Below are 25,116 nucleotides of genomic sequence, written 5' to 3' on the forward strand. Positions count from 1 at the left end.
CCAAATAAACCTATGTTTTAAGGCTATTAAATTAATCTAGATAGATCTCGTCACACTGCTCAAAAAGCACACCTCAGCTATTTATTCTACTTACTTAACTCAAAATAATTTCCAAACATAATATAACATATTGTTTCACTTTAAACAATGCTGACAACAGCACAGATTTTCTATCGATAAAACCAAAAAGTAAAGCTTCTTCAAAAAAATGTTATTCTTTCAGAAGTTCTATTTATTAAGCCACTTCTTTAAAAAGAGACATAGGATTCTTAGTACTTTGATATGTTTTATCTGATTTTCCATACTGATTAATTCTTACTTAGTGCTCCACAACTTTTAAATTAATTCCAGCTATTGTCAAAAAAATAATTTTTGCATTTAAGACATGTCACTTTGTTCCAACCTATGGAACATGATTGGGTTTTACCATATCGCTCAATTAGTTTTAAGCAGCTAATCTATTGATGGTTATAGTCACTTTCTTTTCATTCCTTACTGATGCTTTTTTCAAAGACAAAAGAATAACTGTCTTCACCATACTTCTTTTGTCCTATTCTTTGAAAACCACACCGTTCATAAAAGCGCTGATTTCTTATTGAATAATCAGGTGTTTCCAAATGCCACAAGTTATAGTGTTCCTGCTGCTCCAACAGCTTCCACGCCTGGAAACCAAATCCCCGACCAATATATACTGGCAGGACACAAAATTTTTCCAAGACTCCTGTTATTCCCTTCACACTAAAACTCATAAACCCAATCTCTGTTTCATCAACAACAATCATATAAGTTGTCACTTGGGAATCTGATAAAAAACGTTCTGCAAGACTTCCGTCATTGTATCCTGGACGGCCATCCTCATTTGTATCCTTCCGATGAAGAGAAGTATCAAAATTAAACGCCTTTGTCATTATTTCAGTAATTTGTTCTTTGTCATCAACTGTCGCTTCTCTAAACCTCATTTTGTCTCCCTTTACAAATATGTCTATATTTAGTAGACTCGTTTTTTCTGTATTGATTTGTTTCAGGTATCATTCGCTTGGCTTTTTCAAAGATTAAAGAGATACAGTAGTTAAACAAGACATTCTTTAATAGGAGCAAGGACCCTTTTAGCTCACCACAGAAAGCAGCAAGGAACCTCTTACAGAAGGACTAAATATTTGAAAAAGCTTCAGTACATATACTTAAAACAAAAAAAGACAGACCATCCATAAAGGGTAGTCTGCTAAATCTCGATAATTCAATGTTCTTATTACTCTGCAGCGTTTGTATCTTTGAGACCGTATTTTTTGTTGAAACGGTCCACACGTCCGTCTGCTTGAGTGAATTTTTGACGTCCAGTATAGAATGGATGTGAATCAGAAGTAACCTCCACACGAATCACTGGATACGTGTTGCCGTCTTCCCATTCAACAGTTTCTTGTGTTGTCTTAGTAGAACCTGACAAGAATTTGAAACCTGTAGTTGAATCCATGAAGACTACTGGATGGTAATCCGGATGAATCTCTTGTTTCATACTTATTTCTCTCCTTTGCCCTGAGTCATTTGCTGAGTCAGAGTTATTTTGTCGATATACAACAGTACAATGATAGCATGTTTTATTTTCACTTGCAATCATCTTTTTAAATTTCTTTTTGGCCCTGACTTACTAAAGGACACATCATGAAATGCACTGAAAAAATCTTGATTGTTTTTCGTTTTACGCAGGAATTTGATGAACTGTTCTGTATACTCAAGTGAGTCCCCTGTCATATTATTCCTTAGCTTCCAGATTTCTTCCAACTGCTGCTCTTCCATCAACAGCTCTTCTTTTCTAGTACCTGATTTCTTAATATCGATAGCAGGGAAAATACGACGTTCTGCTAAGTCTCTGGATAAGTGAAGCTCCATATTTCCGGTGCCTTTAAATTCTTCATAGATGACATCATCCATTCTACTTCCAGTATCCACCAAAGCTGTCGCCAGAATCGTTAGGCTTCCGCCTTCTTCTATATTCCGGGCAGCTCCGAAGAAACGCTTAGGCTTATGAAACGCTGCAGGATCAATCCCCCCGCTTAATGTTCGGCCGCTTGGCGGAACAACTAAATTGTATGCTCTAGCTAGACGAGTGATACTATCCATCAAAATAACTACATCCCGTTTATCTTCTACGAGACGCATCGCACGTTCTAGTACCAGCTCAGAAACTCGAGTATGGTTTTGCGGCTGCTGATCAAAGGTAGATGAAACTACATCTCCCTTGACACTTCGCTCCAAATCCGTCACTTCTTCAGGACGTTCATCAATCAGAAGTAAAATTAGCTCGACATCAGGATAGTTCTCTGTAATTCCGTTAGCTATTTCTTTTAAAACGCTTGTTTTACCTGCTTTTGGTGGAGCAACAATCAGCCCACGCTGACCGAAACCCACGGGTGAAAAGATATCAATCATACGAGTAGATAATCTACCTGGAGTTGTTTCCAAATGAATTTGTTTTTCAGGATACAGAGGAGTCAGCGCTGGAAAATGAGGACGTTGCTTCGCTTCTTCTGGATCTTTCCCATTAACGCTCTCCACGTGCATTAACCCGTAATAACGCTCTGATTCTTTCGGCGGACGCGCCTTACCGGCAACCTTGTCCCCATTTCTCAAACTAAACCGTCGAATTTGTGAAGAAGATATATAGATATCTTCCGCACTCGGACCATAATTGATTGGTCTTAAAAAACCATAGCCGTCCTGAGAAACAATATCCAGAATTCCCTCCATGAAGAAAAAACCTTGTTTTTCTGCTTGAGCCCGAATCACAGCTAAAGAAAGCTCTTTTTTATTCATTTGACTGTAGTAGGGAATTTTGAATTCCTTTGCATACGCATAGATATCTTTCAGCGTGCTGTTTTCCAGCTCCGCCATCGTCAAGTAATCGCTCATTGATTCACCTCAACCTGTTCAGTCTCTATCATCTGAATATCAGCACCTAATGCTGTCAGTTTTTCAATAATATGATCATATCCCCGTAGAATGTATTCAACATTGTACACAGTAGTTGTTCCTTCAGCCATCAACCCGGCAATTACTAAACAAGCTCCTGCCCGCAAATCAGATGCTACAACCTCTGCACCATGAAGTTTAGCTGGTCCGTTCAACACAATCATATTCCCTTCAACCGAAGCAGAGGCACCCATGCGTACCAGCTCAGGAATATGTTTTGTACGCTGAGCGTAAATTGTATCCATCACTTGACCAGTTCCTACGGCTTTTAGAAGCAACGGGGTCAACGGCTGTTGAAGATCTGTCGCAAAGCCCGGATAAGGATAGGTCTTCACATTAATCATCTTTAAATCATTGGAAGGATGTACCTCAATCATATCCTCTTCAATAGTCATCTTCACGCCTAGTTCCTGAAGCTTTGCAATAAAGCTTTCCAGATGCTCATAAATTACATTACGGACTTTAACACCCTGTCCCATCGCAGCAGCAATGGCTAGATAAGTTCCCGCCTCGATACGATCTGGAATAATCGAATGACGGCAGCCATGAAGCTCTTTCACGCCTTCAATGCGGATTATATCCGTACCTGCCCCCCGAATATTAGCACCCATGTTATTAAGCAGCGTTGCCACATCAATAATTTCAGGTTCGCGAGCTGCATTCTCGATAATCGTTTTGCCTTCAGCTTTAACAGCTGCCAGCATTACATTAATCGTGGCACCAATGGAAACCATATCCATAAAGATTCTCGTACCTGCCAACCCATGGTCTGCTCTTAAATACATGGCACCATGTTCATTAGATACAGAAGCCCCCAAAGCTTCAAATCCTTTAATGTGCAAATCAATTGGTCTTGGTCCAAGATAACAACCGCCGGGAAGTCCTACAACACCTTCTCCGAATTTCCCCAGCAAAGAGCCCATGAAATAATAAGAAGCACGTAAACTGTTTATTTTTCCAGTAGGCATTGGTACTGAAACAATTTCAGTCGGATCAATAACCAGCATGTTATTTTCAAAGGTTGTTTTGGCACCCATGATTTCCAGAATTTCAATCAAAGAATGAACATCTTGGATATCCGGTACACCATCTAAGGTAACTGGAGAGTCAGCTAAAATCGCCGCTGGGATTAATGCTACTGCACTGTTCTTTGCACCACTGATACTTACTTCGCCTTTTAGAGGACGATTACCGTTGATTACTATTTTTTTCATTATATTTTTCTCACCTAACTATGTCAGAAGTTGAATTCTTTTTTTAATATACCCAGACTATTCTAACATAAGACACATCAATAAAAAAGCAATGATTTTCAAGAATAACAAAAGCCGGCTGCTTATCAATAAAAAAATAGCATGGATAGCGGGAATCTTCCTGAAGTTTACCAGCTGATACACTTCTAATAAGATGAAAAAACTGCTCCAGCTAATAAAAGCTGAAGCAGTTTTCTATCTATCAATTAAACTTATGCTTTGTTTTCTGAACCGAACCATTCGATACGTTGTTCAACCAGTTCAGTAATTGCTTTAGTACCAGGAGCCAATAATTTACGAGGGTCAAAACCTTTACCTTCAAGATCTTTACCTTCTTCAATGTATTTACGTGTTGCAGCAGCAAATACTTCTTGAGCTTCAGTATTTACGTTGATTTTAGATACACCCATTGAGATTGCTTTTTGGATTTGATCCAAAGGAATACCAGATCCTCCGTGCAGTACCAATGGAATATCGCCAACAGCGTCAGCAATTGCTTGTAGGTGATCAAATGCCAAGCCAGCCCAGTTATCTGGGTAAGCACCGTGGATGTTACCAATTCCGCAGGCAAGGTAGTCAATACCAGTTGCAACCATTTGTTTACATTCTTCGATATCAGCTAATTCGCCAGAACCAATAATTCCATCTTCTTCTCCGCCGATAGAACCAACTTCACACTCTACAGAAACACCTTTTGCATGAGCTTTAGCTACTACGTCTTTTGCTTTTTCGATGTTTTCTTCGAATGGCAGATGAGATCCGTCAAACATAACTGAAGTATAGCCAACTTCGATACATTCTAATGCATCTTCGTATTCACCGTGATCTAAGTGAAGTGCTACTGGTACAGTAATACCCATAGAATCAACTAAATCTTTTACCAAGTCGTAACATACTTGATAGCCGCCCATGTATTTAGCAGCACCCATTGATGTTTGAATCAGTACTGGAGCTTTTTTCGCTTCAGCTGCTTCAAGAATAGCTTTTGTCCATTCTAAGTTGTTTGTGTTGAATCCTCCAACACCGTAGCCGCTTTTGCGAGCTGCTTTAAGAAATTCTGTTCCTGATACTAATGGCATAAAAAATTCCTCCTAAGTTTTAAAAAACCATATTTGTTAAGGACACTCCTTAACCAACAGATTCATTTTAGCAGATATTTTGGTACTTTTCTACTAAAAATACCTTTTTCAGAAAATTTTATACACCTTTTCACAAAGTTATTATTTGAAAAAAGAATATTTTAGTAATACTTCCTATTTTTCCAGGGTTTTCAGTAATTCTAACGCTTTTGTCCCCTTGTTCATTTTTTTAATAGAGCCAACAAACATCTCATCCATGTAGTCGCGTCAGACATCGTTACGGAAAAAATCACGTTTTCTTTCTCATAGCCTTGCTTTGTAAACAATGTTTTCGGCACAGCTTCAAGTGCTTCATTTATTGTATCAATCAGCGTAAGAGCGAATGCCCATTTTTCATCTGAGGGTCGTGTAAAATCAGTTACCTCATCATTATCAATAATCGCAGACAAGTTTCTATATAATTAAGTATTGAACGCTATCAGAAAAGGGCCATTCTGTCGGCAGCCACCGTTTGTATTCTTTTTCTGACTCCGACTTGACCTGTTCATCCATAAATTCTTTTGTAACAAAGGCTGCGTACATCCCATAAAAATCGTCTGTCGTTATAAAAGAAACCCCGTATACCTTTTGGCTTTCGTTATACGACAGTATTTCTTCCAGCAGCTGCGGCAGACATGCTGTCAATGCTTTTTTGAAAAACATTTGTTCTTTACTCATAAAAAAACTCCTCAAAGGCTATAAAAATTCATCTATTCTCATTTTACTTGATTCTATGTTTTTTTAATTCAGGAAAATTTCCAGTACTTTTAAATACTCTCTGCTCATCTTCGTTAGCAAACCGGCCTAAGACCGTTTGAGTTGGTACAATATTCATAAATGCATTTTCATCTATTGAGTGAACAATCTGCTCTAAATCATATAATTCATAACGGGTTATAACCATCATAATCATCTGTCCCTCAGCCTTAGAATACCCGCCAACTGACGGCAGCAGCGTCATCCCTCTCACCATCTGTTCTGCTATTCCCCGCACCACAATCTCTGGATTTGTGGTGACAATCATCGCAGTCACCTTCTGATGACTAGTATGCAGCGCATCAATCACTTGGGTCATACAATAAATTGAGATAATCGTATATAATGCACTTTCCCAGTTAAACAGAAAACCCGCAATTGCCACAATAATGCTATTCAACATAAAAATATATTTTCCAACTGTTTTTCCTGTTGTTTTAGATAGAACTAAGGAAATAACATCCATTCCCCCAGTGGTAAATCCCATTTTTAAAGAGAGACCCGCCCCTATTCCAATCAGTACGCCCCCGACAATCGCGTTCATCAGCGGGTTATCGGTAACAGTATACACTGGAAAAATCATGGTTATAACCGAAACACAGGCAACATTCATAAAACTAAAAATCGTGGCTTCTTTCCCAAGCTTTAAAAAACCTAAAATAAAAATCGGCAAATTCAATAGTAGAATGAACAAACCTGTGTCTATTGTGATGGAAAAATGACTGTATAGAAGGGTGGCCAGTATTTGCGCAATCCCATTCATTCCTGCTGAAAAAACTTTAGCTGGAATTAAAAACAAATTTAAGCCCATTGCCCCAGTGATTCCGGTAATAAGTATAACGAAAATCTTTTTGATAAATTCTCCCTGTTTATGAGACACAAGCTCTTTCCCCATCTTTTTCGCTCCTTCAATAATCATTTTATAAAAAAACTGATACTATCCCCATTCCAATTATATGTTTTCCCAAGATTTTCGCAATGTTTTTATGCTGAATCAAACAATCTTTTTTTCCTCTCAGGTTGTCCTTTGTTTAGCCAAGCGCCCACTGTTTTTCTATCTGCAAAAATGTTGTTTTTTTGTTTCTTTTTTTCAAAATCTCTTGTCGTATCTTTCTTTCATTGTTACTATGAAAGAACAATCAAAAACAGGAGGTTATCAAATGGCAGCAAAAGAAGCAAGTTTTGATGTGGTCTCTGAAATGAACATGGAAGAAGTAAAGAACGCCATGCAGATTGCGCTAAAAGAAATTAAAAACCGGTTTGATTTTAAAGGTTCCCTTGTTGATATCAAATTGGAAAACGATCGCTTGGTGGTTGTTTCAGATGACGATTACAAGGTAGAACAGGTCAAAGATGTACTCTTCAGCAAACTGATTAAACGCAATGTACCTACTAAAAACATTCAGTTTTCAGAGAGCGAAAAAGCACTTGGCGGTACAGCCAGACAGTATGGAGAGCTAATTAGCGGCATTGATAAAGAGAATGCTAAAAAAATCAACGTAGCTATTAAAAATTCTGGGTTGAAGGTTAAGTCCCAAATTCAAGAAGACAAGATTCGAGTAACAGGGAAAAACCGTGATGATTTACAAAAAGTCATCGCATTGCTCAGAGAGCTTGACCTTCCAATTGAACTGCAGTTTATTAACTATAGATAAAAAATTAGCAGCAGACTGTAATAAAAGCAATCTATCTTAAGAAAAAAGCCGGAATACACTGAAATCGTATCTTAGCATCGATTTCAGCGTATTTCGGCTTTTTATAGGCTGTTTTTGTACTCTCCTTCGGATTTAGAATCAAAAAAAGAACAGTCTCCAATTTTTCTACACTTGCTTTACACTTTCAGACATTGATTGTTTCTTTAGCTTCATTTTTCCAAGTTATCATTCTTTAGGTATAATCAACCAAATCAGTCCTAACACTGCTGTAAACAGAATCACTAGAAAAAACCACATCAGATCACCTCATTTTATATATGAAAACAGCGTCAATACAGTTGCCGGCAGTAAAAATAGACAAGTTACAACATAGAAAAATGATGGTTTGTGTATCCGCTGCTTGTATCTGTGCAATTAACTGCTGGATATCTTCAATACTATGCTGCCCATCAGAATCTGCAGTAACAACTGCTTCAACTTCAGGGAAGTTATCTATAATTTCCTGAAAACCAGCTTTTAAAGCGTGACCTTTTCCTTCATTTGTTTTATACGAGCAGACCTTTACTCCTGGAAGCTGCTCCAGCTTTTGAAAAATCGGTCGATACTTATTCCCGCTCCCATCATCAACTACAATTATTGTTTCACTGAGCTCTTCCCTCAGCTGCTGGATAAATAAAACAACCTTCTCTTGAGGCTCATAACTGGGAATCACGATTACTGCTGCCATTTCGTCACCTGCTTTTCTTTTAATCTTAGGAAAAGCTTACCCGCAGGAACTTAAAACGAGCTTAAATAATTTTACAAAGTAGAACAGACCTACATGTCATACAAAAAAAGCCGCACATCTGTCATTTCGACAAGAGCTGCAGCTTTCACTATAATCGATAAATTTTTACGTCCTATAAAACTATTACTCTCCCGCTAAAAACAGCTTTAAACAACCATCATTTTTCCCACTGTTTAATCCAACCATTAAACGAATACGTGCCTTCTGTCCATTTAAACCTCTGGCAAAAATCACACCACGCTTCTTCAGTTCTACTCCGCCGCCTTCATACGCATAAATATCCTCAGCGATACCGTTAGAACAGCGGGAAACTAGTACAATAGGAATTCCTCTATCAAGGATAACCTGCAGCTCCTTCAAAACAGCTGGAGGTAAGTTCCCCGCACCCAACGCCTCAATTACAATACCACTAAGTGATTCAGTATTGACCAGCTGAAAAATCTGCCCATCCATTCCTGCATAAGCCTTAATTAAATGAACTTCTCCTGCAACAGATTTGATATCACAGACCTCTTCCGGCATTACTTCTTTAGTGAAGAAGGTTTTGCCCTTGGTCAGCATACCTATGGGACCAAAGGTTGGCGTTCGGAAAGTTGCTACATTTGTTGTATGGGTTTTTGTCACATATTTTGCCATATGAATCTCATCGTTCATTACAACAAGAACGCCTTTATTTTTTGATTCATCGGAAGCGGCTGTCCAAACGGCACTTATAAAGTTATAAAGTCCATCACTACCGATTTCATTGCTGGAACGCATCGCTCCTGTTATAACAACAGCAATTTTCTTTGGCACTGTCAGCTCTAAAAAGTAAGCCGTCTCTTCCAGTGTGTCTGTTCCATGGGTAATAACTACACCGTCAATTCCTTCTTCAATCCCCAGCATTATTCGTTCCTTTAGCTCAAGCATCCGTTCCAGCGTCATATGAGGAGAAGGGAGATTAAATATTTCTTCTACAATCAGTTCAACCTCTCCTTGAAACAGTTCATTTTGGTTCATCAAGGGATTCTCATCACTGAGGATGACTCCACCGCCGGCATCTTTAGCCATTGAAATTGTACCACCTGTATGCAAAACAAGGATTTGCTTCATTTTATTCTCTTCCTCCCGTATCATTTTTATCAGTTTTCTGCCAAAAGGTCTCAATATTTTTTTCTAAATGATGAACGCTCGGCTGAATCTGGGCACGGTACCAGTGAGGCGGTGTTAAACTTCGATAAGAGGGGCCTGCAAAACGCTGATCCAATAATAAAACAACACCTAAATCCGAAGCATCGCGAATCACTCTTCCTGCTGCTTGAAGCACCTTGTTCATTCCAGGAATCTGATATGCATACTGAAAACCCAGCCCTTGTTCATCATAATACTCTTTAATTAACTCTTGTTCTTCGTTGATTTGGGGCAAGCCTACACTAATAATAGCCGTACCAATCAAACGGCTGCCCTTTAAATCGATTCCTTCTGAAAATACACCGCCAAGTACACAAAAGCCAATCAGCGTTTCATCAGGGTCAGACTGGAACTGCTCCAAAAACCGTTCTTTTTCCATTTCATCCATTTCCGTCTGTTGAATTAAAGTCCGGACATCCGGATTCTTTAGTACAAACGCATCATAGACCATATCCAGATAAGCATAGGATGGAAAGAAAAAGAAGTAGTTGCCTTTTTTCTGTTTAATCATCACTGTCAAGCTTTCAACAACACGATTTAAACTGTTTTGCCGTTCCCGATAAGTTGTTTGAACATAATTGCTGATTAGCAGCAGCTGATTTTCTTCCGGGAAGGGATTTGGAATACGGTATGTTAAGCCTTCCTCCCCGCCGCCGAGTACTTCCTTGTAGTAGTTCAGCGGAGTAAAGCTAGCTGAAAAAAGAATACTGGCATTGGCCATTCCCAGCTTTTGTCCTAACAAGTACGATGGGTCTAAGCAAAACTGCTTGACCATCAACGTATGATTTTTCTGCTGAATATACGTGCAGTAGTGATCATCATAGAATTCACTGATTTTCAGATAATTAAGCAAGCTGAAATAGATTTCTAGAAATTGATTTAGTTCTGGGAGCTCTTGATTCTGGGGCAACCACTCCCCAATTTTTTCTGTCAACCGAAAAATCTGCTTCACTAGACTGTCGATAGCTGCCGACTGTGAAATGAACTCTTTTTTCTCTTCATTGCAGAAGTCATCCAGCTTATCAAACTCATCTATCACTTTGTTTACCGCTCTGGTTAGCGTACGATTTTGCTTTACTATCAGTTTCTTCATCCTAAGCAGCTGACCTTTAGAAAGTTCAGCAGAATACATCTCCCTTGAACGGTTCACCAAATTATGTGCTTCATCAATCAAAAAAGTATATTCTTTTTTGATTCCCTCTTCAAAGAAGCGCCGCAAGTAAACGACTGGGTCGAAGACATAATTGTAATCGCAAATAATCAAGTCACACCATAAACTGATGTCCAGAGAAAACTCATACGGACATAGCTGATGCTTCTGCGCATATGTTTCAATCGTTGCTCTTGTAAAACGGTCCTCATGATGGAGAATGTCCCACAAGCCTTCATTCAGTCGGTCATAGTAGCCTGCGGCAAACGGACAATGCTCTGGTGTACAATTTCGTTCTGTGAGAAAACAGATTTTATCTTTAGCGGTAATCGTCAGACTTTTGATTTTCAGATTTCTTCTGTTCATTGCTTCGACTGCATCTTCTGCAACCTGCCGCGTAATTGTTTTAGCAGTTAGATAAAAAAGCTTCTCAGCCTTGTTTTCACCAACTGCTTTAAGGGCTGGGAAAAGTGTTGAGATTGTTTTTCCTGTTCCTGTAGGCGCTTCGACAAATAAGCGTTGTTCACTGAGAATTGTTTTATACACAGCGACAGCAAGCTCCCTTTGCCCTTTTCGATACTCTTCATAAGGAAAAGGCAAATTCCTCAAAGATTGATTTCGAACTTCCCGCCAGTTTTCACTAAAAATCAGCCAGCGTTCATATTCTTGTAATAACTCTTCAAAAAAAACAGTCAGCTCTTCTTGAGTGAACGTCCTTTGTTTCTTCGTTACTTCTTCTGTTGTGGTTTGAAAATAGGTCAGCTGTAAGGTGATGCTCTCCAGATTTTCCTGCTGACTATAGATTGCACCATAACATTTTACTTGATGCCAATACATCGCCAACTGTTCCTCATACAGGTCCTCAAAAGCAGCTTCTGATGTTTTGATCTCATCAATTACGGTTTGTTCTTCTTCATCAGTAAATAGACCATCCATCCGGCCTTCAACGAAATATATTTTATTGTTCAGCGTTACTTCTTTTGAAAGCTTCACTTCTTTTTTATATGCTTTACCGGCTTCCTTTTGCAGCTTGCGGTGAATTCTTGCTCCTTCCTGAGCCGTATGGCTGCTGGTCTTTCGAGCATCAATACTGCCTTTACGCAAAATAAATTCAACAAGCTTCCGGATTGGAATCTTTTCTGAATCGAACATTCTCTCGTCACCTCATAATCTCTCTTATTATAAAACATACGTTCGCAAATAGAAAGGTTTAACTCATAAAAATAAGAGCGTCTGGGAAAATACCTCAGTCGCTCTTATTTCTACTATTAACTCAATGTTTCTCTTATTTTTTTCGGTAGTTTAGCAACAATCAGCTCGTACGATTTTTTCATCATTGCCAGATATTCCCCTTCTGTTAATGTACTATCCTTTAGAATAATCGAATTCCAGTGGGTTTTATTAGTGTAATAGCCTGGAACGATAAATTCATACTGCTCTCTCAGCAATTCGTTTTGCTCAGGAACTCCCTTAAACGTAAATATTTCTTCTCCTTCTTTGTTTTTGCCCAACATAGCAAAGAATTTGCCGGCAATCTCAAAGTAGTCACATTCCCAGCTTTCGCGATAATAGACTGAAGCACCAGGTAGTTTCTCTGCTTCTGTTTTGATTTTTTCTTTCAATGCCTCCATTTGACTCCTCCTTTGTTTTTTTTCATATTCCCGCAGCTATAAAAATAAACAACAAGACAGAAAAGCATCCTACGACACTTTTCTGTCCAAAATTCAACGAATTATTTTTTGCTAAAAATACGTAAAAACGCAAGAAACAGATTAATAAAGTCTAAGTATAACTGCAATGCTAGATACACTGCAATCCCATTTCCTGCTGTTCCATTACTTTGGAAGTAGACGTTGCGGATACGTTGATTGTCATAGGCTGTCAGACCTGAAAAAACCAGCACCATAATAATTGAGATGATGTATTCCATCGTTCCGCTATGGAATAGGAATGTATTTAAAAGCAACGCAATGATAATCCCGAATAACGCTGTATACATTGCCCGGCCCATTCCTGATAAATCTTTCTTCGTTAATACACCAACCAGTGCCATACATCCAAATGTTGAAGCAGCACTAATAAAAGCGGAAACGACAGTTGCTTCTGTATACGCCGCCAATGTTATCGCCAGCGTTATACCATTCAACACTGAGTATAGAATGAAGCCGCCGATTGCTAAGGACGGATTTTTTGCAGCTCTTACGCCTAAAAAGATAACCAATGCAATTTCAGCAATCCAAAGTCCCATTAGCGCATAATTGTATTGACTCAAGAAAACAATAACTTCCCAAAAATACACATCCAGTACTAGATAAGAGATAAATGCACTAACTGCAATCCCTAATCCTAAGAATCCATAAATTTTTGCATAAAACTTGTTCAGACCTTCCTGAACATTAGCTGTTTCCATTTGATTCATTTAATACCCCTTCTTTCCTACTCTTTTCTTCTAAGTCAACGTGCTTCGGCGGCTGTACAATCACTACAGCATCCAGCACACGATTCTCTTCCTCATTTACGGCCTCAATAGAAATCGTTACCACATCCTTCATTTTATCAATCTTGATAACTTCAAAATGAAAGGTCAGTGTGTCGTAATGAAAGACTGGTTCCAAAAAATTAACAGAAAAATTCACTACATGGGAGCCTGGACCAGGCAAGTGCTTTGAAATAGCGCTTGTGATGATTCCCATCAACATGATCGACGGTACGATCGGCTTTTGATACTCCGTTTGCTGGGCATAGTCATGTTGGATATAAAGGGGATTGGCATCATTCGTCAGGCCTAAATAAAGCAGAAGATCTTTATCTTCAATCGATTCTGTTAAGGATAACGAATCGCCTTCCTCGATATCTTCGATGGTTTTGCCTAATTTTCTCGGTTTTCCGATGTTCAAATTAGTACACCTCCATTAATGATATGATAATTGTACCAAAACCAGTGCAAAAGGCAAGTATAAAAAGACATTACTAAAGCAAGCTTTTCTTAAAAAGTAATAGAAAAAATGAATATATATCGTCCTAGTTACTAATAAAATCCAAACAGAAGCATGACTTCATAGAGAATTACCTTGTTTATCAAAAACATATTTTGTTTTTTGTACTATTATTCAGATAAGTAATCTGAGTATCCCCCTTTATTTTAAAAGCTCAAAATAAGTATTTTGCCGTACCAGATGAATTACTATTTTTTACATAACAAACAAAAAACAAATGTTGCAAAAACATTTTGATTAAGTTACAATATCATTACAATACAAAGTTTGGAGGAAGTATAATGAAAAAAATGGGTTTAATTTGTGCATTATTGTTAGGTTTTTCATTTGGGGTAAATACCTATGCAGAAACAGGTTCCTATGAGCAAGTAGAAAGTGCAGACACTAGTGAAACAACCCCTACTACTGATTTAGGTGTTCCCTTAGAAACAGAAGCATCTTCTACTGATAGTAGTATTGAACCTGATGAGTTTAAACAAACAGAATTACTGGAAAACGAACCTTTATTGCCAATATCTGAAGAAGAGAATAGCGTAACTATATTGACGCTTACTGGTGGTCCCGCAGCAAGGTATCAACAGGGTGCCACAATAAATCCTGCTGACTTTAAACAAAGTCTTGATCAAACATCTGGCTTATCTTTAGAAAATTTAGCCTTTGAATCTGGAAATCAATATACTACAGCTATACTAGGTATAAATCCAGCCAATATTACCGCTACTGACAGTGAAGGTAAATCCTATTTAATTAATTGTACTTATATTGTAGAAAGTAATGTTGCAACATTAGTCTTGGAAATCGTTTACGATTCTTCTTCTCATTCATTCAATGGAACCACTAGCCCAGGCGCTTCCGTTTATTTTTATATACTCGGTTTACCTAGTGATCCAATCATTGTAGCAGCTGATAATAATGGTCATTTTTCTATTAATGCAAAACAGTTTGATGCTGGAAGCACTGTGACTGCGACTGCATATACCATAGCCGGTGTTGAGTACAGCGAAACTATTACATTTAAAATTCCCATACTTGAAAACACAACACAGCCTAGTACTATCAGTTCTACCACATCTGCCATCAAGCCAGATCCGGAAGTTCCTTCTGTTAAAGAGAAGCTTCCTGAAACAGGAGAATCAGCTAGCAATACTTTGTTAAAAAGTGGTATTTTATCAACAATTGGAGCTTTTTCATTGCTAGTCCTTCGAAAGAAAAACAGAAAAGCATAATCAATCAAAACAGGTATAGGAGAAATTTAAAACTTCCCTATGCCTGTTTTCATTAAAAACGAAGAGCCTAAACTCACTCATTTATGAATACGCTTACTTAACTCAACATTATTGAATAAAGCTAAGATATTCTTGATATCTCTGATTGATAATCGCTTTTACCTTTTGATAGTTGTCGTCTATGAATAAAATTCCATAGTCTGTATTTTCTAAGCCATTCATATGGCTCAGAGTCAAACAGGCGTAATCCTCTAAATACGAGCTATAGGCATCTGAAAAAGCTGTTTTTGTATTATAGTACTGAGTTGCGAATGAAGCCCCCGAATCATTAAAATCCTCCTCTAATAAAACACCGTCACAAAACTCAAATAATAATTTGAGAGCACTGTATTTGCCAGCTTTTACTAATTCAACCTCTTCAGCTGTCTCTTCAAGCATGTCATATCCAGAGAAGCCGTTCTCTATCATCCAGCGGTAGAAAAAGGCAATATGAACTCCTCCCTGCTCAATTCCAACATTCTCTGGAAACCCTTCTGCTTCAAAATGCCACTTTGCTTTGTCATAAGCCATATCATTTTTCTCCTTTTTAGATTATTGAGTCAATTATACCTCATTAACGTAAAAAGGGAACGAAGCAACCAACCTGCTTCGTTCCCTAAACTCTATAAATAATAAATACTTATAAAACATTCCTTGTGGTATTACTCAACAGCGTTTCATAAGCTTGTTCAAATTTTTGAACATCTCCTGCTCCCATAAAAACGAATACGGCGTCTTCATAGTCTAAAAGCGGCGATACATTGTCTTCTTTAATCACCTGACCGCCCTTTTTGATACGGTTGCCTAAATCTTCAATTTTTACATCCCCTTGTGATTCACGGGCTGAACCAAAAATATCACACAAGAATACGTGATCAGCTAAATCCAACGCTTCTGCAAACTCATCCATCAGAGCGATTGTTCGAGTGAAGGTATGCGGCTGAAAAACAGCGATAATTTCTCTATCAGGATATTTCTGACGGGCACCATCAATAGTAGCTTTGATTTCCGTTGGATGATGCGCGTAGTCATCAACAATGACAACATCGCCAACCTGTTTCTCTGTAAAGCGCCGTTTTACTCCTTGGAAACTCAGCATTTCTTCTGCTACTTTATTCATATCCAGCTCTTCAAAATAACATACAGCAATCACACCTAGTGCGTTCATGATATTATGTTCTCCAAAAGCAGGTAAATCAAAGCGGCCAACAAAATCCTCATGATGATACACATCAAAAACCGAACCAGTCGTTGTTCGTTCAATATTTCTCGCTTGAATATCGTCGTTCTCATTCATACCATAATAATAGATAGGAACATCTGCCTTCAGCTTGCGAAGATAAGGATCGTCCCCATAAGCAAAGATACCTTTTTTAACTTGACTTGCCATTGACTGGAAGGCATCGAAAACATCTTCGATACTCTTATAGTAATCAGGATGATCGAAATCAATATTCGTCATAATAACATAGTCAGGAGAATAGGCTAAAAAATGTCTGCGGTACTCACAGGCTTCAAATGAGAAAAACTCCGCATCCGGCACACCATGCCCTGTGCCGTCCCCAATCAAATAGCTCGTCGGTTTGATGCCGCTTAGGATATGAGAAAGCAGACCTGTTGTTCCAGTCTTACCGTGTGAGCCAGTCACTGCAATACTGGTATAAGGCTGAATAAACTGACCAATGAAATCATGGTAGCGGATAACCTCTGCCCCCAGCTCTTTTGCCCGAACCAACTCTTCATGAGCATCCGGAAAAGCATTTCCAGCAATAACTACCATATCTTTCGTAATATTCTCTGCATCAAAAGGCAACAGCGTAATTCCTGCTTTTTCTAAATCACGTTGAGTAAAGAAATATTCTTCCACATCTGATCCCTGTACGTTGTAGCCTTTTTCAAAAAGAACAAGGGCCAGAGAACTCATGCCAGAGCCTTTGATTCCCACAAAATGATACAATTTATTTTCTCGATTCTCCATAATGATCCTCTTCTCTTCATCTATCTGTTTTCCATCATATGTATACATCATTAGTAACGGTCTTAAGTCGTACGTTCCTCATTATCGTACAAAACAGAAAAATAATCAACTAAAAAAAAGTCCACAATTTTTCTTATAAAAATTAAAAAAAAAGAAAAAAAGAAGAATTTCCCCCTGTAGAAACAGTTGAAAACTCTCTTTTAATCATCAAGTAAAATATTTAGTATTTTCCATTTCAGCATGAGAATCCTCAATGATTCCGCTTAATGATTTGTCTAAAATTCCTTTTTTCTGCTGTTCCTCTTCTGAAACCTTCTGAGCATAAGCTGTTTGATTCTTAGCCTGCTCTTTGGCTGTTTTCAGTTCTGAACGATAGCGGGGCAAATCATTGGTTTCACTATCCTGATCAAAGCGGGACATATTAGGACGAATCTGCTGATACTGTCTCCGAGTCAGCGGAATATCCGGGTTTTCTTTTGGTACATTAAATTTCTGAACAGAAGGATCATCGACCTTCTTTTCTCTGAACTGCGTATCCTCATGATCAATGAGAATATAAGATGACTTATCCTTCTTCATCGCTGCTAAAAGCTCCTGCTCAGTAACTTCTTCAGCTGCTGGAGTTTCATCTGGAATTACAGAAGCAGGCACATAGGTTGGCACGAAATAAGAACGTTCCGGCTGTTTTGAGCTGCTGAAAGAAGTAATTTGCCTTCCTGTACTTCTTCTTCCAAAGGTTGCTTCCTCAAAAGTTTCTTTACTCTTTTTATGCATGTTGCCGAATAAATTTGGTTTTTTAGGCTTTTCAATTGTTCGGCTTCTATTCGTTGTATAATCAGGCAGATTTAGTTTGTGGCGCTTTAGTTCGTCGATTTGTTCCTTCGTATGCGTCTGTTTTAATACTGCTTCAGCGGCAGATTTTTTTTCAACAGCAGGCTTAGGTGCTGCTTGCTGAGGCTGATAAGCATTTTGTGGAACCATTTCAGGTACTGAATCAACACTCATATCTGTTCGCTGTGTCAATAGCGGTTCATCAGCAAACAAACGTCGCTTGCTTCCAGATGACAGCTTTACACCGACCTCATCGTCATACGCCGGAAATCGAAAATGTTTTCTTTTTACTTGTACCGGATTTCCCATTTACGTCATTCCTTTATTTTGGCTTTCCGCTAATTCTACCATAAAATTTATTTTTTCTAAACTACTTCCTTCATTTTTTCCATTTTGTACCTTTAAAAGACGTACTATCATTTCTTTTTTTAAAAAAAGAATGGAAGAAGCTGTCTGAAGGCTCACTTCCATTCTTGGCGTCATTAATAAAATAGAATTTATAAATATTTATTGAATAAAAAATTTCTGACATAGTTGTCTGCTATTTTTTCTGATTTTCTGTCTAACATGTGACTTTGAATATACACTGTCTTTAAATCAAGTGCAGTTATTTCAATTTACTTTATTTTCTACTCCGTTTTCCTGTTCTTCAGCCTCTTGTCAAACTATTTCACTGAGTATTTTTGATTGCTTCATTTTACTTCACAAGATTATCGGAACAACGATTAATTCATCCCTCCTTCAGGCAGCTGCTGAAAATTCCCTGTAGTGGCAACCGCCTTAAAACTGGTTTTTCTTTCCATACAGATTCCTCCCTGCTATTGATATCGTATAGCTACATCTTCAGTCTAGCATTCTCTAGTTTTTTCCTCAACCGATAACCACTGTTCTAAAATCAAAAAAAGTACTCCTGAAAAATAAAAAAACAGATATGTCTTTGGATGAAATCATGGCCTTTACCTTTTCCAAAGATACATATCTGTTTTGTAATTCGTTTATTCTTTTAAGGATATAATCTGTTTAGCAGACGCGGGAAGGGAATTGATTCACGAACATGCTCAATCCCTGAAAGCCAGGTAACTGTTCTTTCTAGTCCTAAACCAAAGCCAGCATGTGGAACTGATCCATAACGTCTTAGGTCAAGATACCAGGAATATTCTTTTTCATCCAACCCATGATTACGAATCTGCTCAAGTAGAAATTCATAATCGGTCGCCCGTTCTGAACCGCCGATGATTTCTCCATATCCTTCCGGAGCAATCATATCTGCGCAGATTACGACATCTTCTCTAGTAGGATGTGGTTTCATATAAAACGGCTTAATTGCTTTTGGATAGTTTAGAATAAACACTGGTTGTTCAAATGAATTTGCAATAAATGTTTCATGAGGAGAACCAAAATCATCCCCCCACTCAATATCATCGAAACCATTTTTCTTCAACAGCTCAACTGCATCGTCATAGGAGATACGAGGAAACGGCAATGTTGTGTATTTTTTTAGAAGCTCTTTATCTCTGCCTAGCACATCTAATGCATAGTCACAGTTGTCAAGAACACTCTGAACTAGAAACGCTACATACTGTTCCTGCACTTCCAGACTTTCTTCCTGATGCATAAACGCCATTTCTGGTTCAATCATCCAGAATTCGATTAAATGACGGCGCGTTTTAGATTTTTCAGCACGGAAAGTGGGACCAAATGAAAATACTTTGCCAAAAGCCATTGCCGCAGCTTCCATATACAATTGTCCGCTTTGAGACAAGTAAGCCTCTTCGTCAAAGTAATTAGTGTGGAACAGTTCAGTTGTTCCTTCTGGTGCACTACCGGTAAGAATTGGCGGATCAATTTTAACAAAGCCATTTGTATTGAAAAATTCATAGGTTGCACGAATAATCTCATTACGAACCTGCATTACTGCATGCTGTCTGGAAGAACGCAGCCATAAATGACGATGATCCATCAGGAAATCTGTCCCATGTTCTTTAGGAGTGATTGGATACTCGTGACTCTCACCCACAACTTCAATTCCTGAAATACCGATTTCGTAGCCAAATTTAGAGCGGGTATCCTCTCTAATTTCTCCAGTAATCATCACAGCTGTCTCCTGATTTAAGCTTTTCGCCAACTGGAAAACTTCTTCTTCTACTTCACTTTTGACAACAACGCCTTGGAAGTAGGCAGTTCCATCTCGAAGCTGTAGAAAGGCAATTTTTCCGCTTGACCGCTTATTTGCCACCCATGCTCCGATTTTTACGACTTCACCTATATGATTCTTTGAGTCGATGATTTGAATTTGTTCCACATTTGTCTCTCCGTTCCTTCAATTTTTACCTATCCCGAATTAAGTAATCCTCTTAGTTGTTGTTCAATTGAATCTTTTTCTCTATAAATGCAGCAATTCTTTCAACTGCCTGCTCTAATGTAGCAAGGTCAGCTGCGTAGCTAATCCGAATATAATCCGGCGCGCCAAAGCCTTCACCAGTAACCAGTGCGACATAAGCCTCTTCAAGAAGGTCATCCACCCATGTCGTTGCATCCTCATATCCGCAAAGAGTCAAGGTTTCTTTAATATTAGGAAACAAGTAAAATGCTCCTTGAGGCTTTGTCAGCTTGAAGCCTGGTAACGCAGCAACCTTAGGAAAAATCGTGTTTAGTCTTTCTTCGAATGCCTGTCTCATTTCTTCTACAGTATCCTGTTCTCCCTGAAGAGCTTCAAGCGCTGCATACTGGCTCACTGCAGTCGGATTACTAGTAGAATGTGACGCAATCTTATTCATTCCTGCAATCAACTCTTCCTCCGCCAAGGTATAGCCGATACGCCAACCTGTCATTGCATAGGATTTAGAAACACCATTAACAATAATTGTTTGTTTTCTAATTTCTTCTGATATCGTTGCTAGAGGCGTAAAGCTATTCCTGTTATACACCAGCTGACCATATATATCATCCGCTATGATGAGAATATCATTTGCCACTGCCCAGTTGCCGATGGCTAAAAGCTCCTCTTTCGTGTAAATCATCCCCGTTGGATTTGATGGGGAATTGAGAATCATTGCTCTTGTTTTCTCAGTCTTCACTTCTTCAAGCTGATTTACTGTTACTTTAAAATCATTCTCCTGCTTACAGGTAATAAATACGGGCTGACCTTCAGCAAGCTTCACTTGTTCTCCATAACTTACCCAGTAAGGAACTGGAATCAATACTTCATCTCCTAAATCAAGCATTGCCTGAAATAAAAGGTAAAGAGAAAACTTGGCTCCATCTGTGATAATGACGTTTTTAGTTTCATAAGCTAAACCGTAATTACGCTGAACAGCATCAACAACTGCCTGTCTCAGCTCTGGAATACCAGCTGAAGGTGTATAATAACTGGCTTTACCATTGGAAATCGCGGCGATTGCTGCTTCCTGTATATTTTTTGGCGTTGTAAAATCGGGCTCGCCTACCGTCAGATTTAAAACATCGTTTCCCTCTGCCTTCAGTTTCTTGGCCTTTGCTGAAGCAGCCAGTGTTACTGAAGGTGATAACTGCTGCACACGTTGTGATAGCTTCATACCCTTCACTCCTCATTTTTTCATTTATCTCAGCAGCTCATAGCCGCAGATTCAAATTATTCCTCAGATTCCTAAGATCGTATTGATTTCCTCGCCGGTTTCAAAAGCCAGGAGATAGTAATTAAATGATCCGTTCTCTGTCTTAGTCACAACTTCCCATGCTGCTTTCCCTTCATATATGCCTAAATTGGCCTTTTGAATATCATTTTGCTGATAATGCTCCTTCACTGCCTGCTTAGCTTGGGCTTCATTCAAGCCCTCCTCTTGAGCAAAGGTTGTTATACTTCCGCCTTTTTCTGGAATAATCACAATCATTTCTTTTCCGGAGCTGTCTTTTCCTATAACTGTAAAGTATGTTTCTTTGCGGTTAAACCAGTAGAAATTCTCTACGTCTTCCAGCTGAGCATGTGTTTTCGCAATATCCACAGCCTCCCGCTTTGCCTGAGACATCGAATGCGTCGAGCGGACATAAAATATACTCAGCATAACGATTACTGTCAGCAAAATACCTACAATTCCCAACAGTATGACAACTTTTTTCTGTTCTTTATCTTCAGATGCCACGATCACGCTCGTCCTTTCAAAACTTACTGTTTTTCATTATAGCAGAAATTGAAATCATTTTGAGGGATGACAATAAATTTATTCCTTTTCTTTAAAAAATAAATGAATCCCTGCCAACGTCTCTTCCATAGAAACATTTTCTACCGGAAGCTGTTTGGGCAACGCTTTTAAAATCCGTTTGCCATACTTTGTATTGACCAAGCGCCGATCAAGAACCAGTAAAATACCGGTATCTTTTTCTGAACGGATAAGCCGGCCCAGCGCCTGTCTAAGGCGCATGGACGCTTTGGGAAGTGCTTCTTCTGTAAATGGATTGACGCCCTGCGACTCAAGATAATTATACTCTGCTTTAACAAATGCACGTTTGGGATTATCAAATGGCAGTCTGGTCACAATCAGAAGCTGCAGAGAATCCCCTGGAAGGTCGACTCCTTCCCAAAAGCTGTCAGCTCCCAATAAAATACTGTTTTTACTATGATAGAAACGCTTCAGCAGCTTTTCTCTGGTTCCGCTGATGCCCTGCGCCAGCACTTCACGACCTTCGTTTAGCAGCGGCATATGCAGACGGGAGTATGTATGCCTTAAAACCTCATGAGAAGTAAACAGGACTAACATTGGTCTATCTTCCTGGGCTGCTAGTTTTTTTACTGTGTTGCTAATGTATTCAGCCAAATCCTCACTGGATGTCTGTTGAATATCAAGAGGCGCTTTCGGGACGAACAAGCGGGCAGAATGCTCATAATCATAAGGATTTGGCAGAACCTTGACTGTATAGTCTTCTAAACCAAGCTTTTCTGGAATATAACTGCGGTTTCGACCAAAAACCAGCGTACCGCCAGTATATAAAATATGCTCATAATTTGGATACCAGCCGGCTTTTTTCGAAATTCCTGCGCTTAAATCATTCACTGCCATCGTAATTGAGCCGTTCTTATCCAATCGATACTCCTTCAACCAATGGGGTGACCAGTCATTTACAAAGATACCAAAGCAATCTGTTATTTCTGTTACTTCTGAAAATAGCTGAAACAAACTGGATAAAATCATTCGTTCAGAAACGGCGAAGCGCTCCAATTGTCCTTCAATTGCTGTTTGAATCTTTTTCTGAATAGCTGTTAAATCCTTTAAACAAATTTCAATTTTACGGATTAGTTTTTCCCCTTTTAGAGAAAGCTGGTCAAACAGCTTTTTTTGAACAGCGATTTCCTGATAGCTATTTTTCTTTTCTATCTGAAGAAGCTGTGCCATTTCAAAAAAGAAATCTTGAAAATCCTCTACTAAATTCTTTAGCGTCTGTTGATAAATGTGCAGGTACCTTTTCTCATCCGGCAGCTTTTCTAAGGTTAAAGCGGTTTGTTCAAACAGCTGCCCTTCTTCTCCAGCCTGAATAATATGTTTTTTAAATGGATAAAACGAAATTTTTTGAAGAGCTACCCGCTTAATAATATCAGGCAGGTGATGGGCTTCATCGATAATCAGACAAGCGTTTTTGGGCAATAATGGTTTTGCTCGAAAAGACTCCTGCATCAGAAAGGCATGATTTACGATTAGTACATTGCTGTGCTTCGCCTTCTCATAAAGAAACCTAACAAAGTCTTCTTTGTACAGCTGATCATCCTTCTTTAGTAATTCTATTCCTCGGTGGATTACATCCCGCCAAAAAATATGATTAAAGTTGATTAGCTGCAGTTCGTCTAAATCACCGGTTTCCGTTTCCAGCAGCCAGACCAATACACGCATTTGATAAATAGCGTATTGCTTTTGCTCAATCGGATTTTTCAGTGTTTCCCGAAATCTCTGCAAATCAATATAATGCCGATGACTTTTCAGTACAGTCGCTTGAAGCTTTCTCTCACAAAAACGATTTGTAAAATCGATGTCTTTTTCCAGCAGCTGATTTTGCAGCATAATGGATACTGTACTGATAATTACAGGATTTTCCGGCGTTGCAAAGTAGCTGACTGGAAATAAGTAGCCAAAGGTTTTCCCTACACCTGTAGCAGCTTCTATAAACAGATTTTTTTCCGCTCCAGCTGTAAAATGCTTGTACACATCATTCATCATTCTGCTTTGCTCTTTACGATAGACTAATTGATTTCCAAACAGCTTTTCCTTTTGCTTCTTAGCTGCTGGATAGCTATCTGTTTCGTAAACCGGTGATTCAAAGTAAACTGCTTTTTTTCTTTTTAACACTAGTCCGGCTACAGCTTGCCATTCTTCTCTCAACTGTTTAGGGGCTTCTTTCTGTTCATCGTAAAGGCGTTGGATATAGCTTCCGGTCTCCATGCCAAGCTGCTGACTTAAATCCAGTATACTTTGCAGGGTCAATAAAGGCAGTTCTTTTATTTTTTTCTCTATCAGTAGAAAAAGCTCTGCTGTAACTTGTGCATCACTATCTGCTTGATGTGGATTTTCATGAACTAGTCCAAACTGTTCAGACAAATCACTTAAGCGGAAGCTTTTTTCAGTAGGAAAAAAGATTTGGGACAATTCCACTGTATCTACTCCTGGAATTTTCAGCTCTGGCGCCCCGCAGCGCTGCAGCTCTCTATTTAAAAATGAATAGTCAAAATAAATATTATGTGCCACAAAAACTGTATCCGCAAGTAAATGGTGGATGGTTAAGGCTATATCTTCAAAATAAGGTGCTGACCGCACCTGTTTATTGGTTATACCAGTCAAATGCTGGATTTGCTGCGAAATACGGTGTCCTGGATTGACATCCGTAGAAAAACGAGAAACAATCTTTCCGTCATCTATCAGCACACAGCCAAACTGAATAATTCGGTCAACTGTCGGATCGGTACCAGTTGTTTCAATATCAACAACTGCATACATTGGATTTTTACCCATAGTTTCCCACCTTTCTGCCGTCTTGAAAATTATACTATAAAACTTCATTTTTTCACTATCATTTACAGGAATTATTTCATTTTTAAGCAATAATCGAAAAGCACTGATTTTACTTATATAATAACCGAAGAAAAACAACAGCTGATGATGACCTTAACCCAGCCATTCTAAACAGCTTCCGAAATGAAATCACTTTCAAAATTAGAGAGCTTAGCTTTT

Annotated in this window: 22 protein-coding genes; 2 read left to right on the forward strand and 20 right to left on the reverse strand. The window is 38.7% G+C overall.

Going from position 1 to position 25,116, the window contains the following annotated elements:
- Nucleotides 1-485 precede the first annotated feature (485 nt).
- The 7 genes from AC1Z3K_RS16510 to AC1Z3K_RS16540 form a co-directional block, all read right to left on the reverse strand.
- Complete coding sequence (locus AC1Z3K_RS16510) at nt 486-959, reverse strand: GNAT family N-acetyltransferase (protein ID WP_461733335.1); 474 nt, start codon at nt 957-959, stop codon at nt 486-488.
- A gap of 290 nt (nt 960-1,249) precedes the next feature.
- The gene (locus tag AC1Z3K_RS16515; RefSeq protein WP_426080727.1) at nt 1,250-1,513 is read right to left on the reverse strand and encodes a type B 50S ribosomal protein L31; all 264 of its coding nucleotides are present in this window, start codon (nt 1,511-1,513) and stop codon (nt 1,250-1,252) included.
- A gap of 98 nt (nt 1,514-1,611) precedes the next feature.
- A complete protein-coding gene (gene rho, locus AC1Z3K_RS16520) occupies nt 1,612-2,907 on the reverse strand; it encodes a transcription termination factor Rho (RefSeq protein ID WP_426080728.1) in 1,296 nt (431 codons plus the stop codon).
- Nucleotides 2,904-4,181: a UDP-N-acetylglucosamine 1-carboxyvinyltransferase gene (locus tag AC1Z3K_RS16525; protein ID WP_461733336.1), complete on the reverse strand. Its 1,278-nt coding sequence runs from the start codon at nt 4,179-4,181 to the stop codon at nt 2,904-2,906. The genes rho and AC1Z3K_RS16525 overlap by 4 nt, the downstream gene beginning before the upstream one ends.
- A gap of 251 nt (nt 4,182-4,432) precedes the next feature.
- Nucleotides 4,433-5,299 carry a class II fructose-bisphosphate aldolase gene (locus tag AC1Z3K_RS16530; RefSeq protein WP_426080730.1) on the reverse strand — a complete coding sequence of 289 codons (867 nt, stop codon included), beginning with the start codon at nt 5,297-5,299 and terminating at the stop codon, nt 4,433-4,435.
- A gap of 453 nt (nt 5,300-5,752) precedes the next feature.
- Nucleotides 5,753-6,016 (reverse strand): DUF4303 domain-containing protein, encoded by a 264-nt coding sequence (locus tag AC1Z3K_RS16535; protein ID WP_461733337.1) that lies wholly within the window; start codon nt 6,014-6,016, stop codon nt 5,753-5,755.
- Between the two features lie 43 nt (nt 6,017-6,059).
- Nucleotides 6,060-6,989, reverse strand: a complete 930-nt coding sequence (locus tag AC1Z3K_RS16540; RefSeq protein ID WP_426080733.1) for a YitT family protein — start codon at nt 6,987-6,989, stop codon at nt 6,060-6,062.
- 265 nt (nt 6,990-7,254) lie between these two features.
- On the opposite strand from AC1Z3K_RS16540, the gene AC1Z3K_RS16545 reads away from it, so the two are divergent.
- Nucleotides 7,255-7,749: a YajQ family cyclic di-GMP-binding protein gene (locus tag AC1Z3K_RS16545; protein ID WP_461733338.1), complete on the forward strand. Its 495-nt coding sequence runs from the start codon at nt 7,255-7,257 to the stop codon at nt 7,747-7,749.
- 301 nt (nt 7,750-8,050) lie between these two features.
- Here AC1Z3K_RS16545 and AC1Z3K_RS16550 read toward each other — a convergent pair whose 3' ends face one another.
- From AC1Z3K_RS16550 to AC1Z3K_RS16575, 6 genes are all read right to left on the reverse strand, one after another.
- The gene (locus AC1Z3K_RS16550; protein WP_461733339.1) at nt 8,051-8,476 is read right to left on the reverse strand and encodes a glycosyltransferase; all 426 of its coding nucleotides are present in this window, start codon (nt 8,474-8,476) and stop codon (nt 8,051-8,053) included.
- A gap of 183 nt (nt 8,477-8,659) precedes the next feature.
- Entirely contained in the window at nt 8,660-9,628 is a 969-nt protein-coding gene (locus AC1Z3K_RS16555; protein ID WP_461733340.1) for an asparaginase, read from the reverse strand.
- A 1-nt stretch (nt 9,629) separates the two neighbouring features.
- Complete coding sequence (locus AC1Z3K_RS16560; protein ID WP_461733341.1) at nt 9,630-12,008, reverse strand: ATP-dependent DNA helicase; 2,379 nt, start codon at nt 12,006-12,008, stop codon at nt 9,630-9,632.
- A gap of 116 nt (nt 12,009-12,124) precedes the next feature.
- Nucleotides 12,125-12,487, reverse strand: coding sequence for an MmcQ/YjbR family DNA-binding protein (locus AC1Z3K_RS16565; protein ID WP_426080739.1), 363 nt, complete (start codon nt 12,485-12,487; stop codon nt 12,125-12,127).
- A gap of 101 nt (nt 12,488-12,588) precedes the next feature.
- Complete coding sequence (locus tag AC1Z3K_RS16570) at nt 12,589-13,275, reverse strand: Bax inhibitor-1/YccA family protein (protein ID WP_426080740.1); 687 nt, start codon at nt 13,273-13,275, stop codon at nt 12,589-12,591.
- Entirely contained in the window at nt 13,253-13,753 is a 501-nt protein-coding gene (locus AC1Z3K_RS16575; RefSeq protein ID WP_426080741.1) for a MaoC family dehydratase, read from the reverse strand. Before AC1Z3K_RS16575 ends, AC1Z3K_RS16570 begins: the two co-directional genes overlap by 23 nt.
- 380 nt (nt 13,754-14,133) lie before the next feature.
- On the opposite strand from AC1Z3K_RS16575, the gene AC1Z3K_RS16580 reads away from it, so the two are divergent.
- Nucleotides 14,134-15,078 (forward strand): LPXTG cell wall anchor domain-containing protein, encoded by a 945-nt coding sequence (locus AC1Z3K_RS16580; protein WP_461733342.1) that lies wholly within the window; start codon nt 14,134-14,136, stop codon nt 15,076-15,078.
- A 108-nt stretch (nt 15,079-15,186) separates the two neighbouring features.
- On the opposite strand, the gene AC1Z3K_RS16585 is transcribed toward AC1Z3K_RS16580, so the two are convergent.
- The 7 genes from AC1Z3K_RS16585 to AC1Z3K_RS16615 form a co-directional block, all read right to left on the reverse strand.
- The gene (locus tag AC1Z3K_RS16585; RefSeq protein WP_461733343.1) at nt 15,187-15,648 is read right to left on the reverse strand and encodes a DUF7832 domain-containing protein; all 462 of its coding nucleotides are present in this window, start codon (nt 15,646-15,648) and stop codon (nt 15,187-15,189) included.
- Nucleotides 15,649-15,757: 109 nt separating this feature from the next.
- Nucleotides 15,758-17,095 carry a UDP-N-acetylmuramate--L-alanine ligase gene (gene murC / locus AC1Z3K_RS16590; protein ID WP_426080744.1) on the reverse strand — a complete coding sequence of 446 codons (1,338 nt, stop codon included), beginning with the start codon at nt 17,093-17,095 and terminating at the stop codon, nt 15,758-15,760.
- Between the two features lie 207 nt (nt 17,096-17,302).
- Nucleotides 17,303-18,235 (reverse strand): hypothetical protein, encoded by a 933-nt coding sequence (locus tag AC1Z3K_RS16595; protein ID WP_461733344.1) that lies wholly within the window; start codon nt 18,233-18,235, stop codon nt 17,303-17,305.
- A gap of 694 nt (nt 18,236-18,929) precedes the next feature.
- The gene (asnS, locus tag AC1Z3K_RS16600) at nt 18,930-20,228 is read right to left on the reverse strand and encodes an asparagine--tRNA ligase (protein WP_426080746.1); all 1,299 of its coding nucleotides are present in this window, start codon (nt 20,226-20,228) and stop codon (nt 18,930-18,932) included.
- A gap of 52 nt (nt 20,229-20,280) precedes the next feature.
- On the reverse strand, nt 20,281-21,480 hold the full coding sequence (locus AC1Z3K_RS16605; protein WP_461733345.1) for a pyridoxal phosphate-dependent aminotransferase: 1,200 nt from the start codon (nt 21,478-21,480) through the stop codon (nt 20,281-20,283).
- Nucleotides 21,481-21,543: 63 nt separating this feature from the next.
- The gene (locus tag AC1Z3K_RS16610; protein WP_426080748.1) at nt 21,544-22,044 is read right to left on the reverse strand and encodes a cell wall elongation regulator TseB-like domain-containing protein; all 501 of its coding nucleotides are present in this window, start codon (nt 22,042-22,044) and stop codon (nt 21,544-21,546) included.
- A gap of 78 nt (nt 22,045-22,122) precedes the next feature.
- Nucleotides 22,123-24,897, reverse strand: a complete 2,775-nt coding sequence (locus AC1Z3K_RS16615; RefSeq protein WP_461733346.1) for a helicase C-terminal domain-containing protein — start codon at nt 24,895-24,897, stop codon at nt 22,123-22,125.
- Nucleotides 24,898-25,116 lie beyond the last annotated feature (219 nt).

The sequence above is a fragment of the Enterococcus sp. LJL128 genome, assembly GCF_056924295.1.

What these genes read in the sequence shown, in the direction of transcription:
- AC1Z3K_RS16525 (WP_461733336.1), bottom strand. Translation starts at nt 4,181, where the DNA reads ATGAAAAAAATAGTAATCAACGGTAATCGTCCTCTAAAAGGCGAAGTA.
- AC1Z3K_RS16560 (WP_461733341.1), bottom strand. Translation starts at nt 12,008, where the DNA reads ATGTTCGATTCAGAAAAGATTCCAATCCGGAAGCTTGTTGAATTTATT.
- rho (WP_426080728.1), bottom strand. Translation starts at nt 2,907, where the DNA reads ATGAGCGATTACTTGACGATGGCGGAGCTGGAAAACAGCACGCTGAAA.
- AC1Z3K_RS16535 (WP_461733337.1), bottom strand. Translation starts at nt 6,016, where the DNA reads ATGAGTAAAGAACAAATGTTTTTCAAAAAAGCATTGACAGCATGTCTG.
- AC1Z3K_RS16515 (WP_426080727.1), bottom strand. Translation starts at nt 1,513, where the DNA reads ATGAAACAAGAGATTCATCCGGATTACCATCCAGTAGTCTTCATGGAT.
- AC1Z3K_RS16530 (WP_426080730.1), bottom strand. Translation starts at nt 5,299, where the DNA reads ATGCCATTAGTATCAGGAACAGAATTTCTTAAAGCAGCTCGCAAAAGC.
- AC1Z3K_RS16540 (WP_426080733.1), bottom strand. Translation starts at nt 6,989, where the DNA reads ATGGGGAAAGAGCTTGTGTCTCATAAACAGGGAGAATTTATCAAAAAG.
- AC1Z3K_RS16595 (WP_461733344.1), bottom strand. Translation starts at nt 18,235, where the DNA reads ATGGGAAATCCGGTACAAGTAAAAAGAAAACATTTTCGATTTCCGGCG.
- AC1Z3K_RS16605 (WP_461733345.1), bottom strand. Translation starts at nt 21,480, where the DNA reads ATGAAGCTATCACAACGTGTGCAGCAGTTATCACCTTCAGTAACACTG.
- AC1Z3K_RS16565 (WP_426080739.1), bottom strand. Translation starts at nt 12,487, where the DNA reads ATGGAGGCATTGAAAGAAAAAATCAAAACAGAAGCAGAGAAACTACCT.
- murC (WP_426080744.1), bottom strand. Translation starts at nt 17,095, where the DNA reads ATGGAGAATCGAGAAAATAAATTGTATCATTTTGTGGGAATCAAAGGC.
- AC1Z3K_RS16585 (WP_461733343.1), bottom strand. Translation starts at nt 15,648, where the DNA reads ATGGCTTATGACAAAGCAAAGTGGCATTTTGAAGCAGAAGGGTTTCCA.
- AC1Z3K_RS16570 (WP_426080740.1), bottom strand. Translation starts at nt 13,275, where the DNA reads ATGAATCAAATGGAAACAGCTAATGTTCAGGAAGGTCTGAACAAGTTT.
- AC1Z3K_RS16555 (WP_461733340.1), bottom strand. Translation starts at nt 9,628, where the DNA reads ATGAAGCAAATCCTTGTTTTGCATACAGGTGGTACAATTTCAATGGCT.
- AC1Z3K_RS16550 (WP_461733339.1), bottom strand. Translation starts at nt 8,476, where the DNA reads ATGGCAGCAGTAATCGTGATTCCCAGTTATGAGCCTCAAGAGAAGGTT.
- AC1Z3K_RS16545 (WP_461733338.1), top strand. Translation starts at nt 7,255, where the DNA reads ATGGCAGCAAAAGAAGCAAGTTTTGATGTGGTCTCTGAAATGAACATG.
- AC1Z3K_RS16510 (WP_461733335.1), bottom strand. Translation starts at nt 959, where the DNA reads ATGAGGTTTAGAGAAGCGACAGTTGATGACAAAGAACAAATTACTGAA.
- AC1Z3K_RS16615 (WP_461733346.1), bottom strand. Translation starts at nt 24,897, where the DNA reads ATGGGTAAAAATCCAATGTATGCAGTTGTTGATATTGAAACAACTGGT.
- AC1Z3K_RS16580 (WP_461733342.1), top strand. Translation starts at nt 14,134, where the DNA reads ATGAAAAAAATGGGTTTAATTTGTGCATTATTGTTAGGTTTTTCATTT.